At 72.5% G+C, this 24,461-nt stretch carries 24 protein-coding genes; 16 read left to right on the top strand and 8 right to left on the bottom strand.

Translation table 11 applies throughout. The annotated features are described in order from the left end of the window. Window positions 1-275 precede the first annotated feature (275 nt). The 5 genes from QQS16_RS27745 to QQS16_RS27725 all read left to right on the top strand — a co-directional run bounded on the left by QQS16_RS27745 (window position 276) and on the right by QQS16_RS27725 (window position 3,979). The gene (locus tag QQS16_RS27745) at window positions 276-1,163 is read left to right on the top strand and encodes an alpha/beta fold hydrolase (protein WP_286064750.1); all 888 of its coding nucleotides are present in this window, start codon (window positions 276-278) and stop codon (window positions 1,161-1,163) included. A gap of 10 nt (window positions 1,164-1,173) precedes the next feature. Beyond that, a complete protein-coding gene (locus QQS16_RS27740; protein WP_286064749.1) occupies window positions 1,174-1,653 on the top strand; it encodes a hypothetical protein in 480 nt (159 codons plus the stop codon). Window positions 1,654-1,778: 125 nt separating this feature from the next. Beyond that, complete coding sequence (locus tag QQS16_RS27735) at window positions 1,779-2,435, top strand: thioredoxin-like domain-containing protein (RefSeq protein WP_286064748.1); 657 nt, start codon at window positions 1,779-1,781, stop codon at window positions 2,433-2,435. A 42-nt stretch (window positions 2,436-2,477) separates the two neighbouring features. Further along, window positions 2,478-3,170 (top strand): SDR family oxidoreductase, encoded by a 693-nt coding sequence (locus QQS16_RS27730; protein ID WP_286064747.1) that lies wholly within the window; start codon window positions 2,478-2,480, stop codon window positions 3,168-3,170. 308 nt (window positions 3,171-3,478) lie between these two features. Beyond that, complete coding sequence (locus tag QQS16_RS27725; RefSeq protein WP_286064746.1) at window positions 3,479-3,979, top strand: peptidylprolyl isomerase; 501 nt, start codon at window positions 3,479-3,481, stop codon at window positions 3,977-3,979. Between the two features lie 69 nt (window positions 3,980-4,048). Here QQS16_RS27725 and ku read toward each other — a convergent pair whose 3' ends face one another. Next, complete coding sequence (gene ku, locus QQS16_RS27720) at window positions 4,049-5,152, bottom strand: non-homologous end joining protein Ku (protein ID WP_502963849.1); 1,104 nt, start codon at window positions 5,150-5,152, stop codon at window positions 4,049-4,051. A 71-nt stretch (window positions 5,153-5,223) separates the two neighbouring features. Here ku and ligD point away from each other — a divergent pair, with 71 nt between their 5' ends. Next, window positions 5,224-6,105 (top strand): non-homologous end-joining DNA ligase, encoded by an 882-nt coding sequence (gene ligD / locus QQS16_RS27715; protein WP_286064744.1) that lies wholly within the window; start codon window positions 5,224-5,226, stop codon window positions 6,103-6,105. Window positions 6,106-6,423: 318 nt separating this feature from the next. Here the strand turns inward: ligD and QQS16_RS27710 are convergent, their stop codons facing one another. Continuing rightward, window positions 6,424-7,227, bottom strand: a complete 804-nt coding sequence (locus QQS16_RS27710; RefSeq protein WP_286064743.1) for a nuclease-related domain-containing protein — start codon at window positions 7,225-7,227, stop codon at window positions 6,424-6,426. Window positions 7,228-7,361: 134 nt separating this feature from the next. Here QQS16_RS27710 and QQS16_RS27705 point away from each other — a divergent pair, with 134 nt between their 5' ends. The 10 genes from QQS16_RS27705 to QQS16_RS27660 all read left to right on the top strand — a co-directional run bounded on the left by QQS16_RS27705 (window position 7,362) and on the right by QQS16_RS27660 (window position 17,379). After that, window positions 7,362-7,868, top strand: a complete 507-nt coding sequence (locus QQS16_RS27705) for a protein-tyrosine phosphatase family protein (protein ID WP_286064742.1) — start codon at window positions 7,362-7,364, stop codon at window positions 7,866-7,868. A gap of 202 nt (window positions 7,869-8,070) precedes the next feature. Next, window positions 8,071-8,961: a hypothetical protein gene (locus QQS16_RS27700; protein WP_502963927.1), complete on the top strand. Its 891-nt coding sequence runs from the start codon at window positions 8,071-8,073 to the stop codon at window positions 8,959-8,961. Further along, on the top strand, window positions 8,958-10,196 hold the full coding sequence (locus tag QQS16_RS27695; RefSeq protein ID WP_286064741.1) for an ATP-binding protein: 1,239 nt from the start codon (window positions 8,958-8,960) through the stop codon (window positions 10,194-10,196). The genes QQS16_RS27700 and QQS16_RS27695 overlap by 4 nt, the downstream gene beginning before the upstream one ends. Before the next feature lie 322 nt (window positions 10,197-10,518). Beyond that, window positions 10,519-10,938: an SH3 domain-containing protein gene (locus QQS16_RS27690; RefSeq protein WP_353479692.1), complete on the top strand. Its 420-nt coding sequence runs from the start codon at window positions 10,519-10,521 to the stop codon at window positions 10,936-10,938. 40 nt (window positions 10,939-10,978) lie between these two features. Further along, on the top strand, window positions 10,979-12,355 hold the full coding sequence (locus QQS16_RS27685) for an FtsW/RodA/SpoVE family cell cycle protein (protein WP_286064740.1): 1,377 nt from the start codon (window positions 10,979-10,981) through the stop codon (window positions 12,353-12,355). Then, on the top strand, window positions 12,352-13,809 hold the full coding sequence (locus QQS16_RS27680) for a penicillin-binding transpeptidase domain-containing protein (protein WP_286064739.1): 1,458 nt from the start codon (window positions 12,352-12,354) through the stop codon (window positions 13,807-13,809). Before QQS16_RS27685 ends, QQS16_RS27680 begins: the two co-directional genes overlap by 4 nt. A 137-nt stretch (window positions 13,810-13,946) precedes the next feature. Continuing rightward, the gene (locus QQS16_RS27675) at window positions 13,947-14,885 is read left to right on the top strand and encodes an AurF N-oxygenase family protein (RefSeq protein WP_286064738.1); all 939 of its coding nucleotides are present in this window, start codon (window positions 13,947-13,949) and stop codon (window positions 14,883-14,885) included. Between the two features lie 89 nt (window positions 14,886-14,974). Then, window positions 14,975-15,646, top strand: a complete 672-nt coding sequence (locus QQS16_RS27670) for a TetR/AcrR family transcriptional regulator (protein ID WP_286064737.1) — start codon at window positions 14,975-14,977, stop codon at window positions 15,644-15,646. A 10-nt stretch (window positions 15,647-15,656) separates the two neighbouring features. Next, entirely contained in the window at window positions 15,657-16,022 is a 366-nt protein-coding gene (locus QQS16_RS27665; RefSeq protein WP_286064736.1) for a DUF8847 domain-containing protein, read from the top strand. Between the two features lie 103 nt (window positions 16,023-16,125). Continuing rightward, the gene (locus tag QQS16_RS27660) at window positions 16,126-17,379 is read left to right on the top strand and encodes a C40 family peptidase (RefSeq protein WP_286064735.1); all 1,254 of its coding nucleotides are present in this window, start codon (window positions 16,126-16,128) and stop codon (window positions 17,377-17,379) included. 52 nt (window positions 17,380-17,431) lie between these two features. On the opposite strand, the gene QQS16_RS27655 is transcribed toward QQS16_RS27660, so the two are convergent. The 6 genes from QQS16_RS27655 to QQS16_RS27630 form a co-directional block, all read right to left on the bottom strand. Further along, complete coding sequence (locus tag QQS16_RS27655; RefSeq protein ID WP_286064734.1) at window positions 17,432-17,923, bottom strand: hypothetical protein; 492 nt, start codon at window positions 17,921-17,923, stop codon at window positions 17,432-17,434. Between the two features lie 210 nt (window positions 17,924-18,133). Further along, window positions 18,134-19,387 carry a styrene monooxygenase/indole monooxygenase family protein gene (locus QQS16_RS27650; RefSeq protein WP_286064733.1) on the bottom strand — a complete coding sequence of 418 codons (1,254 nt, stop codon included), beginning with the start codon at window positions 19,385-19,387 and terminating at the stop codon, window positions 18,134-18,136. Window positions 19,388-19,421: 34 nt separating this feature from the next. After that, window positions 19,422-20,063 (bottom strand): GTP-binding protein, encoded by a 642-nt coding sequence (locus QQS16_RS27645; protein ID WP_286064732.1) that lies wholly within the window; start codon window positions 20,061-20,063, stop codon window positions 19,422-19,424. Beyond that, the gene (locus QQS16_RS27640) at window positions 20,044-20,475 is read right to left on the bottom strand and encodes a DUF742 domain-containing protein (RefSeq protein WP_286064731.1); all 432 of its coding nucleotides are present in this window, start codon (window positions 20,473-20,475) and stop codon (window positions 20,044-20,046) included. The genes QQS16_RS27645 and QQS16_RS27640 overlap by 20 nt, the downstream gene beginning before the upstream one ends. Further along, window positions 20,472-20,981: a roadblock/LC7 domain-containing protein gene (locus tag QQS16_RS27635; RefSeq protein WP_286064730.1), complete on the bottom strand. Its 510-nt coding sequence runs from the start codon at window positions 20,979-20,981 to the stop codon at window positions 20,472-20,474. The genes QQS16_RS27640 and QQS16_RS27635 overlap by 4 nt, the downstream gene beginning before the upstream one ends. After that, window positions 20,978-24,118, bottom strand: coding sequence for a sensor histidine kinase (locus QQS16_RS27630; RefSeq protein ID WP_502963848.1), 3,141 nt, complete (start codon window positions 24,116-24,118; stop codon window positions 20,978-20,980). Before QQS16_RS27630 ends, QQS16_RS27635 begins: the two co-directional genes overlap by 4 nt. Window positions 24,119-24,461: the final 343 nt, after the last annotated feature.

Raw genomic sequence — 24,461 nt, 5'->3', positions numbered from 1 at the left:
GTGAGACCCATCAACGCTGTATCAGGCTGGGTGCTCTCCTCCCCCATTGGTGATGCGGTTCATCTGACGTCGTGACGCAGATGTGGCCCTGGGAGCGCCCGTAGGCATCCCGAAAGGCCACCGTTCTCATGCGCTCCGACTGCCTGCCCTCCTCCGGCTGCACGCGCTTCCGTCGCCGTCGCCCGGTCCGACACAGACACAGACACGGACACGGACACGCCTGCGCCTGCGCCTGCACACACGCACACCAGTCCCCACGCGAAAGGACCTTCGCCATGCCCTTTTTCTCCTCGTACGACGGAACCGTGCTCGCGTATCACGTCGCCGGTGACGGAGCGCCCGTCGTGTGTCTGCCCGGCGGGCCGACGGACTCGGCGTATCTCGGGGACCTCGGTGGTCTCTCCGCTCACCGGCAAGTGATCAGGCTCGATCTTCGGGGCACCGGCCGGTCGGCCGTCCCGGAGGACCCCGGGTCCTACCGGTGCGACCGGCTGGTCGGGGACGTGGAGGCCCTGCGCGAGCGTCTCGGGCTGGACCGGCTGGATCTCCTCGCGCACTGCGCGGGCGCGAATCCGGCGGTCCAGTACGCGAGTCGCCACCCGGAGCGCGTCGGGAAGCTGGTGCTGGTGACGCCCAGTGTCAGGGCCGTGGGGCTCACGATCGAGGGGGGCCTTCGACTGGAGACGGCTCGGCTGCGGCGGCACGAACCGTGGTTCCCGGAGGCGTTCGCGGCCCTGGAGGCGATCGTGGAGGGCCGCCAGGTCACCGAGGACGCGGTGAACGCCGTCGCGCCGTTCTCCTACGGGCGTTGGGACGAGGCCGCTCAGGCCCATCACGCCGCGCTCGAGGAGCGGAGGGCTCCAGAGGTCATGGCGGCCTTCGGGGCCGAGGGCGCCTTCGACCCGGACGCCACCCGCGCGGCCCTCGGCCGGTTCCCGGCGCCGGTGCTGCTGCTGGCCGGCGAGGTGGACCTGGGGGCGCCTCCTCGGACGGTGGCCGAGTTCGCCGGGCTGTTCCCGGACGCGGAGTTCGTCGTTCAGCCCGGCGCCGGGCACAACCCCTGGGTCGATGACGCCGAGCGGTTCGTGCGGAGCGTGGTGGGGTTCCTGGAGCGGACCGGGAACGACGGGCCGGTCGTCACTGTGTGCACAGGCACGGCATAGCATCTCGGTGATGAACGGGCGGACACAGCAGCGCGGGGCGCGGGGGACGAACCTCGCGGTGCTGTGGGCTGCCCTGGGCGTACTGCTCGGCTCGCTGACGGTGTGCGCGGGGCACACGGGCCGGACCGACAGCGACTCGGCCCAGGTTCAGGGGCAGGTGCAGCGGCAGGTCCAAGCCCCGAGTGCGGCCCTCGCGGGCCACCGCGCAAGCAGTCACCCCGCCGTATCCGCCGCATCCCCCGCCGCGCTCGCGGCACCCACTGCCGCGCCCGCGCACGACTGCCCCTCCAGCGCCCCGTGCGGTGCCCGTGCCGAGCAGGCAGCCCTGCATCCCGTACGCACGACCCTCCCCGCCACCGTCCAGGCGCTGTCGGCGCTGCTGCCCCGGCTGCCGCGCCGGCCCGCTGTGGAGGGCCGGTTCCGTCCGGCCGGGTATCCGGCCCCGCGGGGCGCTCCCGATCTCCACGTCCTCCAGGTGCAGCGGACTTAGGGGAGGTCCGGGGGTCCGCGCCGGCGGTCGCCGTCAGCCGGCCCCCTCACCCTCCACCTCCCTCATCCCCCGCACTCACGCACCGCCGCGCCGCGACTCCGCGCGGCGGGGACAAGGACGTACCCATGAGCAAGAACAGCAAGAAGGCGGCCTCCGCGGCCCGGAAGGCCCGGATAGAGGAGATGCGCCGGGCGGACAGAGCCCGTGAGCGGCGCGGCCGGATCCTCACCGTCGGCGTCTGCACGGCCATCGTCGTCGGGCTCGTCGGCTGGGGCGGATACGCCCTGAACAGCGCCGACGAGAAGGCGGAACAGCGGGCCGCCGCGGCGAAGAAGCCGGTGCGGGGCGAGAAGACCTGGGACGCCGAGAAGCTCGGGCGCGACCATGTGACCGGCGCCGTCTCGTACCCGATGACCCCGCCCGTCGGCGGCGATCACCACCAGGCGTGGATGACCTGCGACGGCACCGTGTACACCGAGGCCGTCGCGCGCGAGAACGCCGTCCATTCCCTCGAACACGGGGCGGTCTGGATCACGTACAACGACAGGGCGGCCGATGCCGACGTCGAGGAGCTGGCGGACAAGGTGTCCAGGACGCCGTACACGCTGATGAGTCCGGAGAAGGACCAGAGCGGGGCGATCATGCTGTCCGCGTGGGGGCGTCAGCTCACCGTCGGCAGCGCGTCCGACCCCCGGGTCCAGCAGTTCCTCACCAAGTACGTGCAGGGTGCGCAGACCCCCGAGCCCGGCGCCGCCTGCTCGGGCGGTCTGACGGCGGCCTGACGGTACGAGCCGGGCCACGGCGGCCGGGCGGAAGGAGGGCACGTGAACGGAGCGGGCGTCGCGCTGGTCACCGGGGCGAACCGGGGCCTCGGCAAGGAGGTGTGCCGGCAACTCGCCGCGCGGGGGCACACCGTGATCGTCACGGCGCGCTCCGGGGACGCGGCCCGCGCGGCCGCCGAGGAGGTCGGTCCCGGAACGTGGGCGTCGGTGCTGGACGTGACCTCCGCCGAGGACGTCGCCCGGGTGGCGCGGGAGGTCGGTGAGCGGCACGGGCGGCTGGACGTCCTGGTCAACAACGCCGCCATCCTGTACGACACCTGGCAACGGGCCGTGACCGCCGACCTGGACGTGGTGCGCGAGGCGGCGGAGACCAACCTGTACGGCCCGTGGCGGCTCACGCAGGCGCTGCTGCCGCTGCTGCGCGCGAGCGGTCACGGCCGGATCGTCAACGTCTCCAGCGAGTCCGGGTCGTTGGCGTCCATGGGCGGGGGCACGCCCGCCTACGCGGCGTCCAAGGCCGCGCTCAACGCCCTGACCAGGATGCTGGCGGCGGAACTGCGCCCCGACGGCGTCCTCGTGAACGCGGTCTGCCCGGGCTGGGTGGCCACCGAGATGGGCGGCCCGGGTGGCCGCCCGGTCGGCGAGGGCGCCGCGGGGATCGTGTGGGCGGCGACGCTCCCCGACTCCGGTCCGACGGGCGGGTTCTTCCGGGACGGTGAACCCGTGCCCTGGTGAGGCTCCGCGTACCGCCTCCGCATGCCGCCCGCTTGACGGGCGGGGGCAGCGCCGCGGCGGGCGGAATGGCGGTTCGGCGAGTGGTGGGACGGTACGGCGAGTGGCATGGAGTAAGGCGAGTGGTGGGGCCGTACGGCGAGTGGCAGAGGGTACGGCGGCGGCGCACCGAACCGGATGGCGGCCGGGCGCCGAACCGGATGGCGGGCCGCGCGCCGAACCGGATGGCGACGACGCACGGCGGCACGCCCCGGAAGTGGCCGTGTGACAAGATGCTGCGGCCAAAGCCCCACCAGAAAGGGACGTACTCCATGTCCAGGGTCGAGCTGACCACGAACTTCGGCCGCATCGTCCTCGAACTCGACGACGCCGAAGCCCCCAAGACCGTCGAGAACTTCCTGACGTACGTCGGGAACGGGCACTACGACGGCACCATCTTCCACCGGGTGATCGACGGCTTCATGGTGCAGGGCGGTGGCTTCACCGCGGAGATGGCGCAGAAGCCCACCCTCGCGCCGGTGCCGAACGAGGCCGACAACGGGCTGAAGAACACCGCGTACACCGTGGCGATGGCGCGCACCAGCGATCCGCACTCGGCGACCGCCCAGTTCTTCATCAACGTGTCGGACAACGAGTTCCTCAACTACACGGCGAAGAACCCGAGCGGCTGGGGTTACACCGTCTTCGGCCGCGTCACCGAGGGCCAGGACGTCGTGGACCGGATCAAGCAGGTTCGCACCGGAACCGTCCGCGGCATGCAGGACGTGCCCACCCAGCCCGTCGTCATCGAGTCCGCCAAGACGCTCGGCTGACGGGTCGGCAGCGCACGCCAGGCTGCCGGGACCTGCGTCCGCGGTCCTGAGGCCGACGCGGTGCGCAGGTCACGCGGTCCGTTTGCGGGCCGCGGTCTTCTTCGCGGGGGTCTTCTTCGCCGCCGTCTTCTTCGTGCCCTGGGCCGATTTCGTCGACTTGGCCGGTGACTTGGCGGTCGATCGCGCGGTCGGCTTGACCGTCGACTTCTTCGTGGACGCGGACGCCGTGGTCTTCTTGGCGGCGGTCTTCTTCGCCCCGGACGCCGTCGACTTCTTGCCGCCCTCCTGCTTGGGCGTCGTCCGCGCCGACTTCCGGGCCGGCAGGCGTCTGACCTCAGCGGACTCCTTCGCGGACTCGTCCGCCGACTCCCCCGCGGCCTTGTCGGCCGTCCCCTCGCCCCGGGACTCCTTCGCCGCCCGCACGCTCTTCTCCAGGGCCGCCATCAGGTCCAGGACCTTGCCGCCCTTGGCCGGTTCGGGCGCCTCGGGCGGTACCTCGCCGGCCGCCTTCGCGGCGACGACCTCCTCCAGCGCCTCCCGGTACTCGTCGTGCAGGTCCTCCAGGTCGATCTCGCCGAGGGTGTCCATGAGGGCGTCCGCGAGGTCGAGTTCCTTGTCGTTGACGGTGACGTTCGTGTCCGGGGCGAGGCCTTCGGGGGCGCGCACCTCGTCCGGCCACAGCAGTCCGTGCAGGGCGATGGCGTCGCCCACCACCCGCAGCATGCCGAGGCGCTCCCGGCCGCGCAGCGCGTACTTGGCGATGGCGACCTTCTGGCTGCGCTTGAGGGCCTCGCGCAGCAGGGTGTACGGCTTGGCGGCCGGGACACCGCCCGCCCCGAGGTAGTACGCGGCGTCCATCTGGAGCGGGTCGATCCGGTCGGCCGGCACGAAGGCCACGATCTCGATCGTCTTGGCGGTCGGCAGCGGCAGGTGGGCCAGGTCGTCGTCGGTGATCGGGATGATCGTGCCGTCCGCGTCCTCGTAGCCCTTGCCGATCTCGGACTGGGTGACCTCGCGGTCCTCCAGTTCGCACACCTTGCGGTAGCGGATGCGGCCGCCGTCCTCCGTGTGGATCTGGCGGAAGGAGATCGAGTGGCTCTCGGTCGCGTTGACCAGCTTGATCGGGATGCTGACCAGGCCGAACGAGATGGCGCCGTTCCAGATGGATCGCACGTGCAGCACCCTTTCGATCATTTTTGGGTGAGTTATAACTATTTTCGCCAAAATATTGGGATTCTCATCGTATGACGCCGATCACAGAGGTGGAGGGGCGAAGGCTCGCGCTCAGCAACCTGGAGAAGGTGCTGTATCCCGCGACCGGCTTCACCAAGGCCGAGCTGCTGCACTACTACGCCACCACCGCCGAGGTCCTGCTGCCCCATCTGCGGGACCGGCCGGTGTCCTTCCTGCGCTATCCCGACGGACCCCAGGGCCAGGTGTTCTTCGCCAAGAACGTGCCGCCGGGTACGCCCGACTGGGTCACCACCGCCGAGGTGCCCCGGTCGGAGGGGCCGGCCCGGATGGTGCTGGTGCAGGACCTGGCGAGCCTGATGTGGGCGGCGAACCTGGTCACCGAGTTCCACACCCACCAGTGGCTGATCGGCTCGCCCGGCGAGGCCGACCGGCTGGTCCTCGACCTCGACCCCGGGGCGCCCGCGACGATCGTCGAGTGCTGCGAGGTCGCCCTGTGGCTGCGGGAGCGGCTGGCGGCGGACGGGATCGAGGCATACCCGAAGACCGCCGGGTCCAAGGGGCTGCACCTGCTGGCGGCGGTCCGGGGAGCGTCGTCCGACCAGGTGTCCGAGTACGCCAGGCAGCTGGCCGTGGAGGCGGAGCGGGCCATGCCGCGGCTGGTCGTCCACCGGATGACACGGAGCCTGCGGCCCGGCAAGGTGTTCGTCGACTGGAGCCAGAACGCCGCCCGCAAGACCACGGCCACGCCCTACACCCTTCGGGCACGTGCCGAGCCCCTGGTGTCGGCGCCGGTGACCTGGACGGAGGTCGAGGACTGCGGGGCACCCGCGCGGCTGGCCTTCCTGGCACCTGACCTCGCGCCCCGCGTACAGGACCACGGCGATCTGCTGGCGCCGTTGCTCGACCCGGACCGGGCGGGACAGCTGCCGTGAGCAGCCCGTTCCCCACGGCAGGAAGAACGGCGTGGACGACGCGAGGAACCGCGTGGACGAGATGAGCCGCGTGGACGAGATGAGCCGCGTGGACGAGATGAGCCGTGTGGACGACGCGACCACCCTGCCGCCCTGCACCTGCAAGAACGCACCTGCGCGAACGCGGCCGACCGCCACCAGGACGTCATCGACAACCGGGGGAGGGCCGGCATCCGCTTCGGCACCGGCGCCACGGGCGACAGCCGCGTCGGCCGCGGTATCGGCCACTTGGCACTGGACCACTTCGTCCAGCCGGTCCGGTGACGCGCGTCCGGCGACTCACACCCGTGTCCACGTCCGCCGGTCGCGCGCCATAGCGTGCAGGGCCTCCACGTCGGCCGGCTTGAGCACGCCGCCGGTACGGGCCAGACCGTCCACCTCCGTGTCCGTCAGGACCCGGACCGCTCGCGGGGGCGCGGCGACCGTCACGTCCGCGGGGCCGACGAGGGCCAGGACCGGGTGGACCTCGGCCGTCAGGGCGTAGGAGGCGCGGTCGGCGTCGGCCCGGACGCGGCGCAGCAGCGGGAGTGGTGCCCGGCGGCCCAGCGTGACCATCGGGTCGGCGACCGTGACCCGCTGCCTGCGGGCGTACAGCGTGTGGACGGCGAACAGGCCGCCCGGGCCGATCACCAGGTGGTGCACGCGGTCGCCGCCGGGCAGCGGAACGGAGTGCAGGGCGTGCCAGCCCGCTCCGTCGAGGCGGTCCAGGGCCTCCCCCACCGCCTGCTCGGCGGCGAGGGCCCGGCGGCGCGGGTCGGGGCGCAGCCGGTGGGCGGGGCCCGGGTCCCGGTCCAGGGCGATCTGGAGCGCCTCGCCGGGGCGGTTGGGCGCCAGGTCGTCGTCCGGGTGCAGGGACAGCCTGGCCAGCTCGGAGGGGGTCGGGACCGGGGGCGGGCCCACGGCCACCGGCCCGGTCAGGAAGGGGCCGAGGACGTCGAGCACGTCCTGTCTGCGGTCCTCGCTGAGCAGGTTGACCCGGGCTGCCTCACGGTCGTACCAGGCGATGTTCCTGCCGTCCGTGAGGCAGACGTAGAGCCGTTCCTGACCGTGTCGCCAGGTCGGTACGACGCGCAGTCCGCTCATGCACATCACCCCCTGACCATGGGAACAGGCGGGGTGCTCCCGTCGCAAGAAGCCGGGTACCTTTGAGGAGGTGTTGACCCGGGTAGGTTCTGTCGGCCCGTGGGTGGACCGGGCACGGGCTCGGGGAGGCGCCGGTGCGAACGAGCAGGAAGCAGTCCGACGTACCCGCTCCGGACAGTCCCTGGAGCGAGATCGTGCCCGGCCTGTGGATGGGCGGGCACGAGTTCAGCAGCCGGCCCGGACAGATCGGGTTCGCCGTCGTGCGGGACGAGTTCGATCTCGTGCAGACCCTGCTGCGGCTGCCGGGGCACGGGCCGGACCCCGGTGTCGAGCACCATGTGTGGCCGATTCCCGACGGACCGCTGGACGGCACCCAGCTGGCGGGGGTGATCCGGCTCGCGCGGGCCGCGTGCGACGCGCTGGACGAGGGCCGCAAGGTCCTCGTCCGCTGCTATCACGGCTACAACCGTTCGGGCCTGGTCGTCGCGCAGGCCCTGATCCGCCACGGGCGCTCCGCGGACGAGGCGATCCGGCTGATACGGTCCCGCCGTTCGCCCTGGGCGCTGCACAACGAGCTGTTCGTGGACTACCTCAAGGCCGGGCTTCAGACCGCCCGGCTGCTGGAGGAGCTCGCCGAGTAATCGTTTCCCCCCGCGCGTCGCCCGGGTGCCCAAAAAGGACTTCCCGCGGAATAGGGTGTGCGGGGCCGCTGCCCGGGCCCCTGGTCACGCCCGCCGGTACGCGCCCGCCGCCCGGTACGCGCCGACCCCGCCCCGACTCGCCCCGAACCGCCACCACTACCGCTACCGCTACCGCTACCACTACCGCTACCGCTGGAGCACCGTGTCCGCCCCGCGCCTCCGCCCCGCCGCCATCCTCGCCCTGCTGTCGGCGGCCCTGGGCACCCTGGCGGCCTGCGGCGACACCGGCGCGCTGCGCGGGGCGGGCCCGACGCCGACCGCGATCAGCCCGGACCGGCTGTGGCCGGATCTGGCGCCCGCGTCGAGTCCGGCCTGGGACTACGACGACGGCGGGTCCGAGCTGATGCGGGGTGTCGCGGTCCCGGGCGAGGACATCCGCCGCGTGGACCCGGTGGCCGTGGTCCGGGCCGAGATCGCCCAGCATCCGGACGCGTACACGGGCGGCAAGGCCACCTACCGGGAGACCGTCCGCCGGATGGCCGACTGTGCCCGGGGCGCGGCCACGGGCCGGTGTCCCGTCCTCACGCCGTACTACCGCGATCTCACGGGCGACGGCCGGGACGACCTGACGCTCGGGTTCCGGCTGCTGCCCGGCAACCAGACGGCGGTGCGCGTCTACACGGTCCGCTCGGGCCGGCTGGTGCAGGTCATGTCCAACGACGACGCCGTGACGGGGGTGGAGCTGGCGGGGCGGTCCGTCATCATCCGGTCGCCGTCCGACATCGCGGGCTACGAGTACCGCTTCCAGTGGACGTGGGACCCGGACCAGCGCGTCATGCTGCTCACGCATGACGAACTGCTGCGCACGCGCGGGAAGAAGGGTTCGAAAGGGCCGGAGGGTTCGAAAGGGCCGGAGGGTTCGGAGGTGTCTGAGGGTTCGGAGGTGTCTGAGGGTTCGGAGGTGTCGGACGGTTCGAAGCATCCGACGGCCTCCCCGTCCCGCTCCCCGTCGTCCTCCGTCCGGGTCCCCGCCTCGGTCTCCGTCACAGTCCCCGCCGCCTCCTCCGTCTCCCCCTCGGCGAGTGGTCGATGAGACGGCCCACGCTCCCCCGGTGGGCCGGCACGCTCGGCGCGAAGGCGGCGGTGTTCATCACCGTGATGTGCTGCGCGCTGGCCGCCCTGCTCGGCGTCCTGGTGCATGTGTCGGTGACGAACCAGACGGTCGGTCAGGCCCGTGACCTCGCCCTGGCCAGACTGACGGAGCAGACGGCGGCGTTCGAGGCCGGGGACACGCTGCCGCGCGGCGCCGGCGTCGATCCCCCGGAGCTGCCCGAGGCGCTGCGGGACCTCGCGGCGGCCGGCGAACGCGGCACGATGGTCGGCGAGCACCACGGGCGCCCCACGATGTGGGCGGCGGGTCCGGTCGACGGCGGCCGGGCGCTGGCCGTGGAGGTCGACTACGCGCAGGGCGAGCGCACCATCGACGGCCTCGACCGGGCGATCGTCTGGTCGTCGGGGCTGGCGATCGGGGCGACCCTGCTGGTCGGCGCGTTCGCGGTGACCCGGGTGACCCGGCGGCTGGAGACCACCGCGCAGGTGGCCCGGCGGATCAGCGCCGGTGACCTGGACGCACGGGTCGGCGACCCCCGTACGAAGGACCCGACCCGGCCGCAGGACGAGGTGGCCGCGGTCGCCGCCGCGCTGGACTCCATGGCGGCGTCGTTGCAGGGCAAGCTGCTGAGCGAGCAGCGGTTCACCGCGGACGTGGCGCACGAGCTGCGCACCCCCCTGACCGGGCTGCACGCGGCGGCCGAACTGCTGCCGCCGAGCCGCCCCACCGAGCTGGTCCGGGACCGGGTGGCGGCACTGCGCACGCTCACCGAGGACCTGCTGGAGATCTCCCGGCTGGAGACCGGGCGGGAGCGGCTGGAACTGGACACGGAGCCACTGGGTGCGCTGGCCGGGCGGGTGGTGCGGGCGTCGGGAACGGACACGGAGGTCGTCGTCGTCCGGGACGTGGCCGTGGAGACGGACCGGCGGCGGCTGGAGCGGGTGCTCGGGAACCTGGTGGCGAACGCGCACCGGCACGGGCGGGGGCCGGTGCTGCTGACGGTGGACGGGCCGGTGGTCACCGTGCGGGATCACGGGGACGGCTATCCGGCCTACCTCGTGGAGCACGGGCCGCAGCGGTTCCGTACGGAGGGCGGTGCCAAGGGGCACGGGCTCGGCCTGACGATCGCGGTCGGCCAGGCGGAGGTGCTCGGCGCACGGGTGACCTTCGGCAACGCGCCGGACGGCGGGGCCGTGGCGATGGTGACCCTGCCATAGGGCTCGCGGACGCGGCGACCCTGCGGCAGGGCACGGGGCCGTGGATCGTCCGGTGCCCGCGGGCGGTCGGGCGGTGCCGTAGCCGTAGCCGTAGCCGTAGCCGTGGTGACTCTGCCATGGGGCTCGGAACCGCAGTGCCCCCGCGCCAGAGCCCGAGGCCGTGAATCGCCCGGTGTCCTCGGACCACAGCCCGCGGAGCCGTGGATCGTCCGGTGCCCGCGGGCGGTCGGGCGGTCGGGGTCCGGCACGGGTGGTGGTTCGCGTCCTTCCGGGTGCTCCTATGGACCAGCGTGACGGGCAAGGGTCCGGTTCCGATCCTAATGTGGCGGTAAGTCAGCTTCCGCCCCTGTTCACTGAGGTACCCCATGTCCCTGCGTTCCCGCTGCGCCATAGCCGTCGCCGCCTCCGCCCTCGCCGCCGCCTTCTCGCCACCCCCGCCGTCGCGAGCGACGAGTGGAACGCCCTCGGCGGCGACGGCGGAGGTCACCACCACGACGAGAGCCAGAGCCTGTACAGGGGCGTGGTCACCGCGGGCACCCTCGCGTTGCGCAGTGCGCCGAACCGGGGGTCACAGATCATCCGGTACGCGCACCGCGGCGAGATCGTCAAGATCTTCCGCGAGGTCGGCGGCCAGACCGTCGACGGCAACCCCCTGTGGTACCTGCTCGCGGACGGCACCTGGGCCTGGGGTCCGGCCCGGTACATCGACAACGTCGGGCCCGCGCCACGCTGGCGCCGATGACGAAGGAAGACAACTCATGCCATGTGGGTAAGTTCCGGACATGACCAAGGCCGGAACCACCGTACGGACAGCGGACCCGCCCCTGCCCGTCGTCCACCTCCCCCGGCGCCGTGGCGTCGAACTGGCCCTCATCGTCCTCGCCGTCCTGCTGTCGGTGTACGGCTACTGCGCGGTCGGTCTCGCCCAGCACGGCACCGTCCCGCCCGGCGCCGCGGGCTACGGCGCCGGGCTCGGCGTGCTCGCGCTGTTCGCGCACTGCGCGGTACGCCTGCGCGCCCCCTGCGCCGACCCGCTGCTGCTGCCGATCGGCGTGCTGCTCAACGGTCTCGGCCTGGTCCTGATCTACCGGCTCGACCTGGAGACACCCGGCGACCGGGCGGCGCCCACCCAACTCGTGTGGTCCGCCCTCGGCGTGACCCTGTTCACCGTGGTCGTCCTGGTGCTGCGCGACCACCGCGTCCTGACGCGCCACTCCCGGACCTGCGTCACCGCCGCCCTCGTCCTGCTCACGCTGCCGATCTTCTTCCCGGCGGTGAACGGTGCCCGCATCTGGATCCGGATCGCCGGATTCTCCATCCAGCCGGGCGAGTTCGCGAAGGTACTGCTCGCGGTGTTCTTCGCCGCGTACCTCGCGGCCAACCGCGACGCGCTGGCGTACGCCGGCCGCCAGGTCTGGCGGTTGCGGCGGGTCCAGCTGCCCACCGGCCGCGTCCTCGGCCCGATCGTCGCCGTCTGGCTGGTCAGCGTCGGCGTGCTGATCCTGGAACGCGACCTGGGGACCTCGCTGTTGTTCTTCGGCCTGTTCGTCATCCTGCTGTACGTCGCCACCGGCCGGATCGGCTGGATCGCCGTCGGTCTGCTGCTGGCCTCGTTCGGCGCGGTCGCCGTCGGCTGGCTGGAACCGCACGTGCACAGCAGGGTGGAGGCCTGGCAGCAGCCGTTCGCGTCGATCGAGGCGGGCGAGGGACCGAACCAGCTCGCCCAGTCCCTGTTCGCCTTCGCGGCGGGCGGCATCCTCGGCACCGGACTCGGTCTCGGCCACTCCGTCCTCATCGGCTTCGCCGCCAAGTCGGACTTCATCCTGGCCACGGCGGGCGAGGAGCTGGGCCTGGCGGGCCTGTCCGCGATCTTCCTGCTGTACGGCCTGCTGGTGGAGCGGGGCTACCGGGCCGGCCTGTGCACGCGGGACCCCTTCGGCCGGCTGCTCGCCGTCGGGCTGGCCTCGATCGTGGCGCTCCAGGTGTTCGTGATCGCCGGCGGGGTGACGGGGCTGATCCCGCTGACCGGCATGGCGATGCCGTTCCTCGCCCAGGGCGGCTCGTCGGTCGTCACCAACTGGGCGATCGTGGCCCTGCTGATCCGGGTGAGCGACGCGGCGCGGGGACCGGACACGGACGACGGGCAGGTGATGCCGTGACCCGGCACATCCGGCACGCCGCCGTCTTCTGCGCCCTGCTGCTGGTGGCGCTCCTGGTCAGCGCCACCCGCGTCCAGGTCTTCGAGGCCGGGGCCTACGCCGGCAACGCGGCCAACCGGCGCACGGACATCGCCCGTTACAGCGGACCGCGCGGTGACATCCTGGTCGAGGGCAGGCCGGTCACCGGATCCCGGGACACCGGGGAGCAGCTGCGCCACGAACGGACGTACACCGACGGGCCGTTGTACGCGCCGGTCACCGGCTTCGCCTCGCAGGAGTACGGGACGACGCTCCTGGAGCACGCGGAGGACGGCATCCTGTCCGGCACGGACCCGATGCTGGCGCCACTCCCGCTGTGGAACGACTTCACGCGCGCCCGAAGCCCGGGCGGCGACGTGGCGACCACCCTGGACCGGGCCGCGCAGAAGGCGGCGTACGACGGACTGCGCGGACGCAAGGGCGCGGTCGCGGCGATCGAACCGTCGAGCGGGCGGATCCTGGCGCTGGTGTCGAGCCCGTCCTACGACCCGGCGGCGCTGTCCGGGAACGACGCGGGGGTGGCCCGGTCCTGGGCCCGGCTCAACGGCGACGCGGACAAGCCGATGCTCAACCGGGCGGTACGGCAGACGTATCCGCCGGGTTCCACCTTCAAGGTGGTCACCGCGGCGGCCGCGCTGGACGCGGGGGTGATCACGGACCTGGACGCGCCCACCGACTCACCGGCTCCCTACCGGCTGCCCGGGACGACGACCAGTCTGACGAACGAGTCGGACCGCTGTACGGACCTGTCGCTGCGGGAGGCCTTCACGTGGTCGTGCAACACGGTGTTCGCGAAGCTCGGCGTGGACGTGGGCGTGACCGACATGGCGGCCACCGCCCAGGCCTTCGGCTTCAACGACACGGCGCTGCGGATCCCCTTCTCGGTGGCACAGAGCACGTTCGACACCTCCGTCGACCGGGCACAGCTGGCGCTGTCGTCGATCGGGCAGTACAACACGCGGGCCACGCCGTTGCAGATGGCGATGGTCTCGGCGGCGGTCGCCAACGGCGGGCAGGTGCGGGAGCCGTATCTGGTGGAGCGGACGACCCGGGCGGGCGGCGCGACGGTCTCGGCGGGCGGCGCCCGTTCCGTACGGCAGGCGATGCACCCGGCGACCGCCGTGCGGCTGAAGGAGCTGATGACCCAGGTGGTCACGGAGGGCACCGGCGGCAACGCGGCGATCCGCGGCGCCACCGTGGGCGGCAAGACCGGCACCGCCCAGCACGGTGTGCTCAACGTCGGGACGCCGTACGCCTGGTTCGTGTCCTGGGCGCAGGGCGACGACGACCTGGAGCCGAAGGTCGCGGTGGCGGTCGTGGTGGAGGACGCGTCCGTGGCCCGGGGGGACATCACGGGCGGCGGGGTGGCGGCGCCGATCGCCCGGGCGGTGATGGCGGCGGTGCTGACCTCGTAGGCGCGACAGGGCCGAGGGCGCCGGTCCGCGAGGGGGACGGCTCGTCAACAAGTGGCGCGTGAGGGATTGACGAGCTTGCTGACAAGCAGTCTCATAAGACCGGACGACGTGACCCCGGGCAATGAGGTGGATCAGCCATGACGACCCTGACGGAAGCCGACGCGGTCGACGGCCTGCGCGACGCGCTCGGCCTGCTCAAGGACCGGGAACAGGTGGCCCAGCGGCTGCTCGACTCCTCCGCCAGGCACTCCTTCGACCCCGACAAGGAACTGGACTGGGACGCGCCCTTCGAGGAGGGCAAGTGGTTCTGGCCGCCGGAGCTGGTGTCGCTGTACGACACGCCGATGTGGAAACGGATGAGCGAGGACCAGCGGATCCTGCTGTCCCAGCACGAGGCCGCGGCGCTCGCCTCGCTCGGCATCTGGTTCGAGATCATCCTGATGCAGCTGCTGGTCCGGCACATCTACGACAAGGCGGCCACGAGCGCGCACGTGCGGTACGCGCTCACCGAGATCGAGGACGAGTGCCGGCACTCCAGGATGTTCGCCCGGCTGATCTCGCACGGCGACACGCCCTGGTACCCGGTGAGCCGGGCCCACCAGCACCTCGGGCGGCTGTTCAAGACGATCTCCACGACCCCCGGCTCCTTCACCGCCACCCTGCTCGGCGAGGAGGTCCTCGACTGGATGCAGCGGCTGACCTTCCCGGACGAGCGGGTGCAGACGCTGATCCGGGGCGTGACCCGGATCCACGTCGTGGAGGAGGCCCGCCATGTGCGGTACGCCCGTGAGGAACTGCGGCGGCAGATGGTGACGGCGCCCCGCTGGTCCCAGGAGTTCACCAGGGTGACGTCCGGGGAGTTCGCCCGCGTTTTCTCCGTGGCATTCGTGAATCCCGAGGTGTACACGAACGTGGGGCTGGACCGGCGGGAGGCGATGGCCCAGGTGAAGGCGAGCGGGCATCGGCGGGAGGTCATGCAGACCGGAGCCAAGCGGCTGACGGACTTCCTGGACGACATCGGTGTGCTGCGGGGGGCCGGACGGCGGCTGTGGAGGTCGTCGGGACTGCTGGCCTGATGGCGCCCGCGAGCCGGTGAGGGCCGGCCCGCGGAGTTCCCCGCGCTCCTTGAGGTGGGCTTTCGCGGCCTGCGATTACGCTGCATTGCATGACCCCCTCCGCGCCCACTCCCGCCTACCGCCGCCTGAGCGTCGAGGAACGCCGCAGTCAGCTGCTCGACGCCGCGCTGACCCTCTTCGCGCACCGGGCACCCGAGGAGGTGTCGCTGGACGACGTGGCGGAGGCGGCCGGGGTCTCGCGGCCCCTGGTCTACCGGTACTTCCCGGGCGGGAAGCAGCAGCTGTACGAGGCCGCCCTCAGGTCCGCCGCCGAGGAACTCCGGCAGTGCTTCGACGAGCCCCACGAGGGCCCCCTCCTGGACCGGCTCGCCCACGCCCTGGACCGCTACCTCGCCTTCGTCGACCAGCACGACGCCGGCTTCAGCGCGCTGCTCCAGGGCGGCAGCGTGGTCGAGACCTCCCGTACGACCGCCATCGTGGACGGCGTCCGGCGGGCCGCCGCCGCGCACATCCTCAGCCATCTGCGGGTCACCGAGCCCGGAGCCCGGCTGCGGATGACCGTCCGCATGTGGATCACGGCGGTCGAGGCGGCCTCGCTCATCTGGCTGGACGAGGACAAGCAGCCGCCCGTCGACGAACTGCGGGACTGGCTCGTGGAACAGTTCCTGGCGGTGCTCTCGGTGACCGCGCGGCGCGACGCGCAGACCTCGGCCCTGGTCGAGGCGATCGTGGCGGACGCCGGCACGGGTGCGGTTGGCTGACACTGGTCCCGTGAAGAGCGAAGACACCCCGTTCGAAGGCGGCCCGATGGACGGCCGGGTGCTGCCCGTCCTGCTGGGCCCCACCGGGCACCCGCCCAGGACCTACCGCATCCCCGTCCCGGACGCCGCCGGCGGCCCGCCCACCGTGCTGGTCTACCGCCGGGTCCCGCGCGGGCACAGCAGGCGGCTCGGCCTCCAGCAGGGCTGGAAGTACGCGTACGACCCCGAAGGCGCCACGGGGACGGGCGGCGCTCGGAGCGGGCTGAAGTGGCCGTGGTCGAAGCCCGGCGCGGAACCCGGCACCACGCCCGGCACCACGCCCGGCGAAACGCCCGGCGCCACGCCGGGCGGGCGGCGGGACGACGCCCACGAGTGACCCGGTTGCGCCGAACCGCGCACCTCCGGCGCGCGGGCCGCGCACGCGCGCCTGATGCTCGCCCTACGGGATGGAGGGGCCGTCCCGCAGCGGAGGTGATGACGTGTCAGGAAGGCTGCTGCGCCTGGCCTGTACGGCCGCCACGGCGGCGCTCGCCGTACAGGCCGTCCTGGGCCCCGGGCTCGCCATGGCGGCACCGGAGCCGTCCGAGCCCGGCGAACGGACGGTGACGACACCACGGACCCCGGAGACCCCGGACCCGGACGAACCGCCGGTCACGGAAGCGGAACGCGCCGACGCCGACAGCGACAGCGACAGCGACAGCGACAGCGACAGCGACAGCGACGAGCGGACCGTGGCCGAGCTTCTGCGGCAGCTTCAGCGGCTGTACCAGGAGGCCGAACAGGCCACCGAGGCCTACAACGCCACCGAGGAGCGGCTGAAGCGGCGGCGGGCCGAGGCCGGACGGCTGGACGCCGCCCTGGTGAAGGCCCGGCTCTCCCTGCACGAGAGCCGGGGCGCGGCCGGACGGCTGGCCCGTCAGCAGTACCAGGGCAGTACCGACATCTCCCCGTACGTACGGCTGCTGCTCGCCCGCGATCCGCAGCGCGCCCTCGACGAGGGGCACCTGATCGGCCAGTTGGCGCGCGAGCGGGCCGGGACGGTCGGCCGGCTGACGAGCGGCGAGCGCCGGGCCGCCGAGCTGGCGCGCAAGGCCCGCGCCGCCCTCGACGAACAGCTCACCCTCACGGAACGCCGGAAGAAGGAGCGCGACGACGTACGCCGGCGCCTGGACGACGTCGAGGCGCTCCTCGCCTCTCTCACCGCCGAACAGCTCACCGCGCTCGCCGAGCTGGAGCGGGACGGCACGGCGCGGGCCCAGGAGAAGCTCATGGCGTCCGGAGCGCTGGGCGAGGACCGCAAGCCGTCGGAGGAGGGCGACAGGGCCGTGCGGTACGCCGTACGGCAGATCGGCAAGCCGTACGAATGGGGCGCGGAAGGCCCGCGGACGTACGACTGCTCGGGCCTGACCTCCGAGGCCTGGGGGCACGCCGGGACGCCGATCCCCCGGACCAGCGAGGAGCAGTGGGCGCGGCTGCCGAGGATTCCGCTGACGGAGCTGCGCCCGGGCGACCTGGTGATCTACTTCCCCGAGGCCACCCACGTCGCGATGTACCTCGGGCAGGGCAGGGTGGTCCACGCCCCCAGACCCGGCGAGCGCGTGAAGGTGTCCCCGCTCGCGTCCAACCCGGTGCTCGGCGCGGTCCGTCCGGATCCGGAAGGCCGGCCCCTGCGGCGGTACGAGCCGCCGGAGACGCCGGAGACGCCGGGGGCCCTGGAGCCCCGGAACGGCTAGGGGGTGTCGTGTGGATCACCCCCTGGGCTGTCGATCGTGTGCCGAGGGGCCGTCACCGTGTGTTGAGGTAGAGCTGCGGCGACCAGTTGGTGCACCGCGACGACTGGAAGGCGCCACCCCGGTTGCACGCCTGCACCGAGAAGTTGTAGTCGCCGTAGGCGGCGGGGAACTTCCACATCATGTGCGCGCCCGCGCGCAGTTCGGTCTGCTGCCAGCCGCCGCCCGGCGGGGCGTAGCGGACGTTGTAGTGCGTGGTGTTGTTGGTGTACCCGCCGTAGTAGAGCCGGACGGTTCTGCCGCACGAGGCGTACCGCGCCCCGACGTAGGGGGTGTGGTCCCACTTGTACTTGGGCGGATTCCCGCCGATGTTCCTGCCGCCGTCGGGCGGATAGCCGTCGCGCGTGTAGCACCCCTGCGCGACCGCGTCGGTGACCGTCGGCGCCGCCGCGGGTGCGGCGCCGGCTTCGGGCGCCATCACGATTCCGGCGGCGACGGCACACGAGGAGAGCACCGTCGCCGTCCGGCGCAACATCAGTGCGGCCATTCTTCCCACCGTCCCTTCGGTGAGCAGAGCCTGCCGGCCGTCGTCGCGCGCCTGCGCCGGAGCGGTCCCGTGCCGGTGGTCACGGCGCGGCCGCAGCAGGTCCTGACGTTTCTGGATTGCCTCGTCGAGCCCCGCCCAGGCCCTTCCAGGCTAGCCCCGGCGGGCCGCTCCCGCCTGTCGTGCGGCAGCGGCGGCGGATGGTCAGGACGGTCAGGCGCCGGTCACCGACTCCAGGTACGCCTGCGTCTTCTCCGGGTCGTAGAAGAAGTTCTCGAAGTCGGCCGGATCGTCGAACCCGTTGGCGAACCGGTCGGCGACCGGCGGGAGCTGACCCGCCGCGCCGATCAGGTTCAGCACGTGCTCCGGCGGCGGCGCCAGCATCGCGTTCGTCCACCTGGTCACATGGCGGGCCGTCTCCCAGTACCGCTCGAACGTCGCCCGCATCCAGGTCTCGTCGAACTCCCGCTCCCCGTGCTCCAGGATCGACGCGAGGTAGGAAGCGGCGCACTTGGACGCCGAGTTGGAACCCTGTCCGGTGATCGGGTCGTTCGCGACGACCACGTCGGCGACGCCGAGGACCAGGCCGCCGCCGGGCAGCCTGCCGACGGGGTTGCGGACGGTGGGGGCGTACCGGCCGGCCAGAGTGCCGCCGGCGTCGGTCAGTTCGACCTTCGTGGCCCGCGCGTACTCCCAGGGGACGAACTTCTCCATGAGTTCCAGGGTCAGGGAGAGGTGCTCCGCCGGGTCCTTGACGCCGTTGAAGACGTCCAGCGGGCCGCCGGGTACGCCCTCCCAGAAGAGGATGTCCGCGCGGCCGGAGGTGGTGAGCGTCGGCATGACGAACAGCTCGCCCACGCCCGGGACGAGGTTGCAGCGGACCGCGTGGTGGTCCGGGTGCTCGGGTCGCGGGCCCAGCCCGTGCACGTACGACACGGCCAGGGCCCGCTGCGGCTCGCGGTAGGGGGACCGCTCGGGGTCCCGGGCGAACATCTGCACCAGTTCGCCCTTGCCCGCCGACACCAGCACCAGGTCGTACGTACGGGAGAAGTAGTCGAGGTCGCCGACCGCGGCGCCGTGGATGACCAGTTGGCCGCCCCGCTGGGCGAACGTCTCCATCCAGCCGGCCATCTTCACCCGCTGGTCGACCGACTGCGCGTAGCCGTCGAGCCGGCCCACCCAGTCGATCGCGCGCTGGGTGGGACCGGGGTCGTGCGAGCCGGGGGCCGCCACCGAGACGCCGAGTCCTTCGATCTTCGGGGCCTGGGACTCCCAGAAGTTCAGCTGGAGATCGCGCTCGTGCTGGAGTGCCGTGTGGAACATGCACTGCGTCGACATGACCCGGCCGGAGCGGATCTCGTCCGCCGTCCGGTTGGACATCAGGGTGACCTCGTACCCCTGCGACTGGAGGCCGAGGGCGAGCTGGAGACCGGACTGGCCGGCTCCGACGACGAGTATCTTCCGCATGCGGGTGCTGGCTCCTTACGGGGACTGCTCAGGATTACTCAGGGGTCTCGTCCAGCGCGTGGCCGACGAGGCACAGCAGGGTCTCGATCACCGAGATCCTGCGCCGAGCATCCATGATCATGACAGGTATGTGTGCGGGGATCGTGAGCGCCTCCCGCACGTCCTCCGGCTCGAACAGCTCGCTGCCGTCGAAGTGGTTGACCGCGACGACGTACGGCAGTCCGCAGCTCTCGAAGTAGTCCAGGGCCGGCCAGCAGTCCTTCAGCCGGCGGGTGTCGGCCAGCACGACCGCGCCGATCGCGCCGCGCACCAGGTCGTCCCACATGAACCAGAACCGCTGCTGGCCCGGCGTGCCGAACAGGTAGAGCACCAGGTCGTCGTCGAGCGTGAGGCGGCCGAAGTCCATGGCGACGGTGGTGGTCAGCTTGCCCGGCGTGGCGGTGAGGTCGTCGTGCTCCTCGCTCGCCTCCGTCATCAGCGCCTCGGTCTGTAGGGGCGTGATCTCGGAGGCGGCGGTGACCATCGTGGTCTTGCCGACGCCGAAGCCGCCCGCCACCACGATCTTCGTCGCGACGGGGGCGCGGGTGTGGTCCGTCTGCCAGGACCTCAGGTCCTCCTCGGCCTCGACGAACGGGGAGACGACGCTACGAGCGGCGTCAGAGACGACGGAGTCCACTGAGCACCCTTTCCAGCAGAGCGCGGTCCGGCCGGCCCGTGCCGTGACCGGTTCCTGTTCCGTACACACGGATCTTTCCCTGGTCCGCGAGGTCGCTCAGGAGCACCCGGACCACACCGAGTGGCATCTTCAGCAGCGCGGCGATCTCCGCCACCGTCCGCATCCGGCGGCACAGTTCGACGATGGCCCGCATCTCCGGCATGACCCGGGTGTGGAGGGAGCCGTTCGCCAGCTCCCTGCGCTCCTCGGCCGCTTCGAGGGCCGCGGTGCTCGCCACGAACGTCTCCACGAGGAGGACGTGTCCGAAGCGGGTACGGCCGCCGGTGAGCGAGTAGGGGCGCACCCGGGCGGGTTTGCGGTCCGCGCCGCGCACCGGGAGCCTGTTCGACGCACCGCTCGGCGTACCGCTCATCGGATGCTCCCTGTCGACGTCGGCTCGCTCTCCAGGGACTCCCGCAGCTCGCTGCGGAGTTCCGGTGTCAGGACGTGGCCGGCGCGGCCCACGAAGAGCGCCATGTGGTACGCCACCACGCTCATGTCGCAGTCCGCGGAGCCGTGTACGCCGAGCAGCGAGCCGTCGCTGATCGACATCACGAACAGACTGCCCTCGTCCATCGCGACCATGGTGTGCCGCACCGGGCCGGACTCCATCAGTCTGGCGGCGCCGACGGTGAGGCTGCCGATGCCGGAGACGATGGTCGCGAGGTCGGCGGAGGAGCCGCGCGGGCCGGACGGCTTCTCCTCGCGGGCCTCCCGGGCCGCGGCGTTGCGACCGGGGTCGGAGGAGAGCAGGAGCAGTCCGTCGGAGGAGACGACGGCGACCGACTGGATGCCCGGCACCTCCTCGACGAGATTGGTCAGCAGGAAGTGAAGATTGCGGGCCTCACGGCTCAGTCCGAAGGTGCTGGGCGCGGTCAACTGCTTGCCTCCTCGACGGTGCCCCCCGTGGCTTCTTCGGCTTGTGCGGTTCCTTCGGCATCCCTGGCGGGTGCCTGGTGCTGCCCCGTCCGCTCGGCGATCTCCGCCTCCACGTCGCGGTGGCCGGCCTCCGCCCCCCGGCGGAAGCCGCCCAGGCGGCGGCGGAGTGCCTCGGCGTCGACGGACCCGCTCCGCTGACGCGGGGCGGCGGCCGGGGCGGTGATCTTCGGAGTGCGCTTGGGGAGGCCCTTGTCGGTGACGGGCTCGTCCGGCTCGTCCCGGTCCTCCCGGTCCTCCGGGTTCTCCGGGTTCTCCGGTCGGCCGGTGAGGACCTCGTCCCGCTGGTCGGGGACGATCTCCTCCCGGCGGTCGGGGACGCGCTCGTGGCGGTCGGGGCCGATGGTGTACGGGTCCGCGGCCGGGTCCCGGTGCGGGTTGTGGTCGGCCGCGGGCGGGTTGTGGTCGGCCGCGGGCGGGTTGTGGTCGGCCGCGGGCGGGTCCTGGTTCGCGTACGGGTCCTCGTTCGCGTACGGGCGCTGGTTCGGGTGCGGGTCCGCGGTGGCTGTCGGCTCGTCGGTCCCGGCCGTCTCGTGGAGCTGGGGCTCCGGGACGAGAAGCTCCATCGTGGTCTCGGCCGGTGACTCCGCCGCCGACGGTCCGCCCCCGTCCCGTCGGTCCCCGTCCCGTCCGCCGGCGCCTCGGTCGTCCGCGTCTCGGTCGTCCGCGCCTCCGTCGTCCGCGCCTCCGTCGTCCGCGCCCCGCCGGGTCCCGTCCAGCCGGGTTTCGTCCAGCCGGGTGTCGGCTTCTTCGTTCTCGGCCGTCTCCGAGCCTCGTACGGCCTTCTCGGCGAGCGCGACCAGCGGGTCCTCGCCCTTGTCGCGGCCGCTGAGGACGTTGGAGTTGACCTCGGCGTCCGCGCCGGGGAGGGAGAAGGTCTGGGTGCCGCCGGCGACCGGCGGCGACGACGCCGGAACGGCGGCGGACGGCGCGGCGGCCAGCAGGCTCTTCGGCAGGACGACGACCGCGGCGACACCCCCCTGCTTCTGCTCGCGCAACCGCACCCGCACGCCGTGCCGGTGGGCGAGCCGGGCCACCACGTACAGGCCGAGACCGAGCCCCTCCGCGCCGTCGTCGTCCGCCGAGCCGTAGGAGTCGTACGACGTCTCGGGGTCGAAGTCGGCGAGGCGGGCGTTGAGGGCGCTCATCCGGTCGGCGCTCATGCCGATGCCCTCGTCCTGGACGGAGAGCATGACCTCGCCGCTCTCCAGGAGCCAGCCAGAGACCTCGACGGGCAGGTCGGGCGGGGAGAACGAGGTGGCGTTCTCCATGAGTTCGGCGAGCAGGTGGGAGAGGTCGTCGGCGGCGAAGCCGACCACGTGCGCGTGCGGCGGCAGCGCGGCGATGCGCACCCGCTCGTACCGCTCGATCTCGCTGACCGCGGCGCGCACGACGTCGACCAGCGGGACCGGACCGGCGCTCTGCTGGACGTGCTCGGTCCCGGCGAGGACGAGCAGGTTCTCGCTGTGCCGGCGCATGACGGTGGCGAAGTGGTCCAGCTTGAAGAGCGTGGCGAGCCGCTCGGGGTCCTGCTCGCGCTCCTCCAGGCCCTCGATGACGGCCAGTTGCCGCTCCACCAGGCCGAGTGTGCGCAGTGCGAGGTTGACGAAGGTGGTGGAGTTGCTGGTGCGCATTCGCTCCAACTGGGCGGCGGACTCGGCGAGTTCCGCCTTCAACTGCTCGCGGGCGTCGGCCATCTTCTGCCGCTGGCCGACCAGGTGCTTGCGGTCGGCCTCCAGGGTCGTGACGCGCTCGGCGAGGGCGGCGGCGTGCGCGTGCAGGGCGTTGACGGAGCGGACGACCTGGGCGAACTCGTCGTTGCGGCCGGTGAAGGCCACCGGTTCCTCGGCGGTGGGGTCCTCGGCCCCGGCCAGCCGGGCGGACCCGCGGCGCAGCACGGACAGCGGCCGGGTGAGGGTGCGGGCCAGACCGGTGGCGATGCCGACGGCCAGCAGCACCAGGGCACCGAGGGCGGCGACGCGGATCTCCAGGGCGGTGACGTCGTCGTCGCGCAGCTGGACGAGCTCCTTGACCCGGCGGTCGTAGAGGGCGGCCTCCGCACCGCGCATCGCGTCGATCCGGGCGGAGAGGGCGGCGTCGACCTTGCCGGAACCGGTGTCGAGCTCGTCGGTGCTCAGGGTCGGCTGGTCGGTGAGGGAGGCCAGGTACTTCTCGGCGGAGTTGACCTCGGGACCGGTGACCGTGGAGTCGTAGCGCGCCTTGGCCGCGGCGGGCGCGACGTCCTGGAAGTCGGCGAGGGCGGCGTCGGAGCGCAGGCGGGCCTGCTGGGCGGCGGCGCTGAGGGCGTCGCGCTGCTTGGTGTCGGCGTCCGAGGAGCCGGTCTCGGTGGCCGGCAGACCGGTCGTGGGGTCGATGACGGTCTGGGTCGTCGTCGGCACGTTCAGCGCGGCGAGCAGGAGTCCTCGGGCGGCGGCGGCCTGCTGGACGGCGGAGTCCAGCTCGGCGAGGGCGTACGCGCCGGAGCCCGCGCGGGGCGGCATCCGCTCGGCCAGCCGCTCGGCGAGATTGTGCAGGTCGGTGATGGCCGCCGAGTAGGCGTTGTGCGCTTCGAGAGCGGTGCTCTTGCCGGTGAGCGCCGCTCGCCTGACGGCGGCGACGTCCTCCAGGTCGGCGCGGAGCGAGGCGGGCGCCTCCGGGTCGGCACGCAGCTCCTCGACCTCCCGGTCGACCCGGGCGCTGCGCTGCTCGGAGGGCGCCTTCGACTTGGGGCGCCCGGCGGCGATGTACGAGGTGACCTCGTCGCGTTCGTCGGCGAGCGAGTGGGCGAGAGCGAGCGCGTCCTGGGTCTGCTCGGCCAGGACCACCAGGTCCTGGGAGTCGCCGAGCTGACCGGACGCGGTGATCAGGGAGGGAGCGCCGGCCCCGGCCACGGCGGCGGCCACCACGGCGACGGCGAGAATGAGCCGCGTGCGGACGTGGGTGGGCCGCCCCTTGCCCACGGGGACGACCGGGACGCCGGGGGTGCCGGGCGTTCCGGAGTGGGGCGTGCCGGGTGTCTGCTCCACGCCTTTGCCGGAGGCCGCCTGCTTGCCCGTACGACGAGGCCGCGTCTTCTGCACCGGTGCTCGCATTCCTGACTCGTGAATACCCATGGCCCCGGGACGACGCCCCATCGACCCATCTTTCGGGTCAACTGGTGCATACACCCGGTGCGGTTCCCGACCCTCCCAGTGCCGGTGGGCGGTGGTCGCGCATCACCTGACCCGCCACCCGAAGGAGTGAACATCGGACGGGAGTTGGCGGGCAAGTTCCTCCGGCCCATGCAGCGGCCACGCGCGGCGGGCCGGTTGGACGTCCACGGCGGGCGGTGGCAGTATTCGCCGACACGCCTGCCCGGAGCCAGCCAATCCAGCCCAAATCAGGCGGCTGACCTGCATGACTGCGTCAATTCCGCAATCCTTG

It is taken from the genome of Streptomyces sp. ALI-76-A, assembly GCF_030287445.1.
Taxonomy (GTDB): domain Bacteria; phylum Actinomycetota; class Actinomycetes; order Streptomycetales; family Streptomycetaceae; genus Streptomyces.
This window is presented reverse-complemented; position numbering and strand designations above follow the sequence as displayed.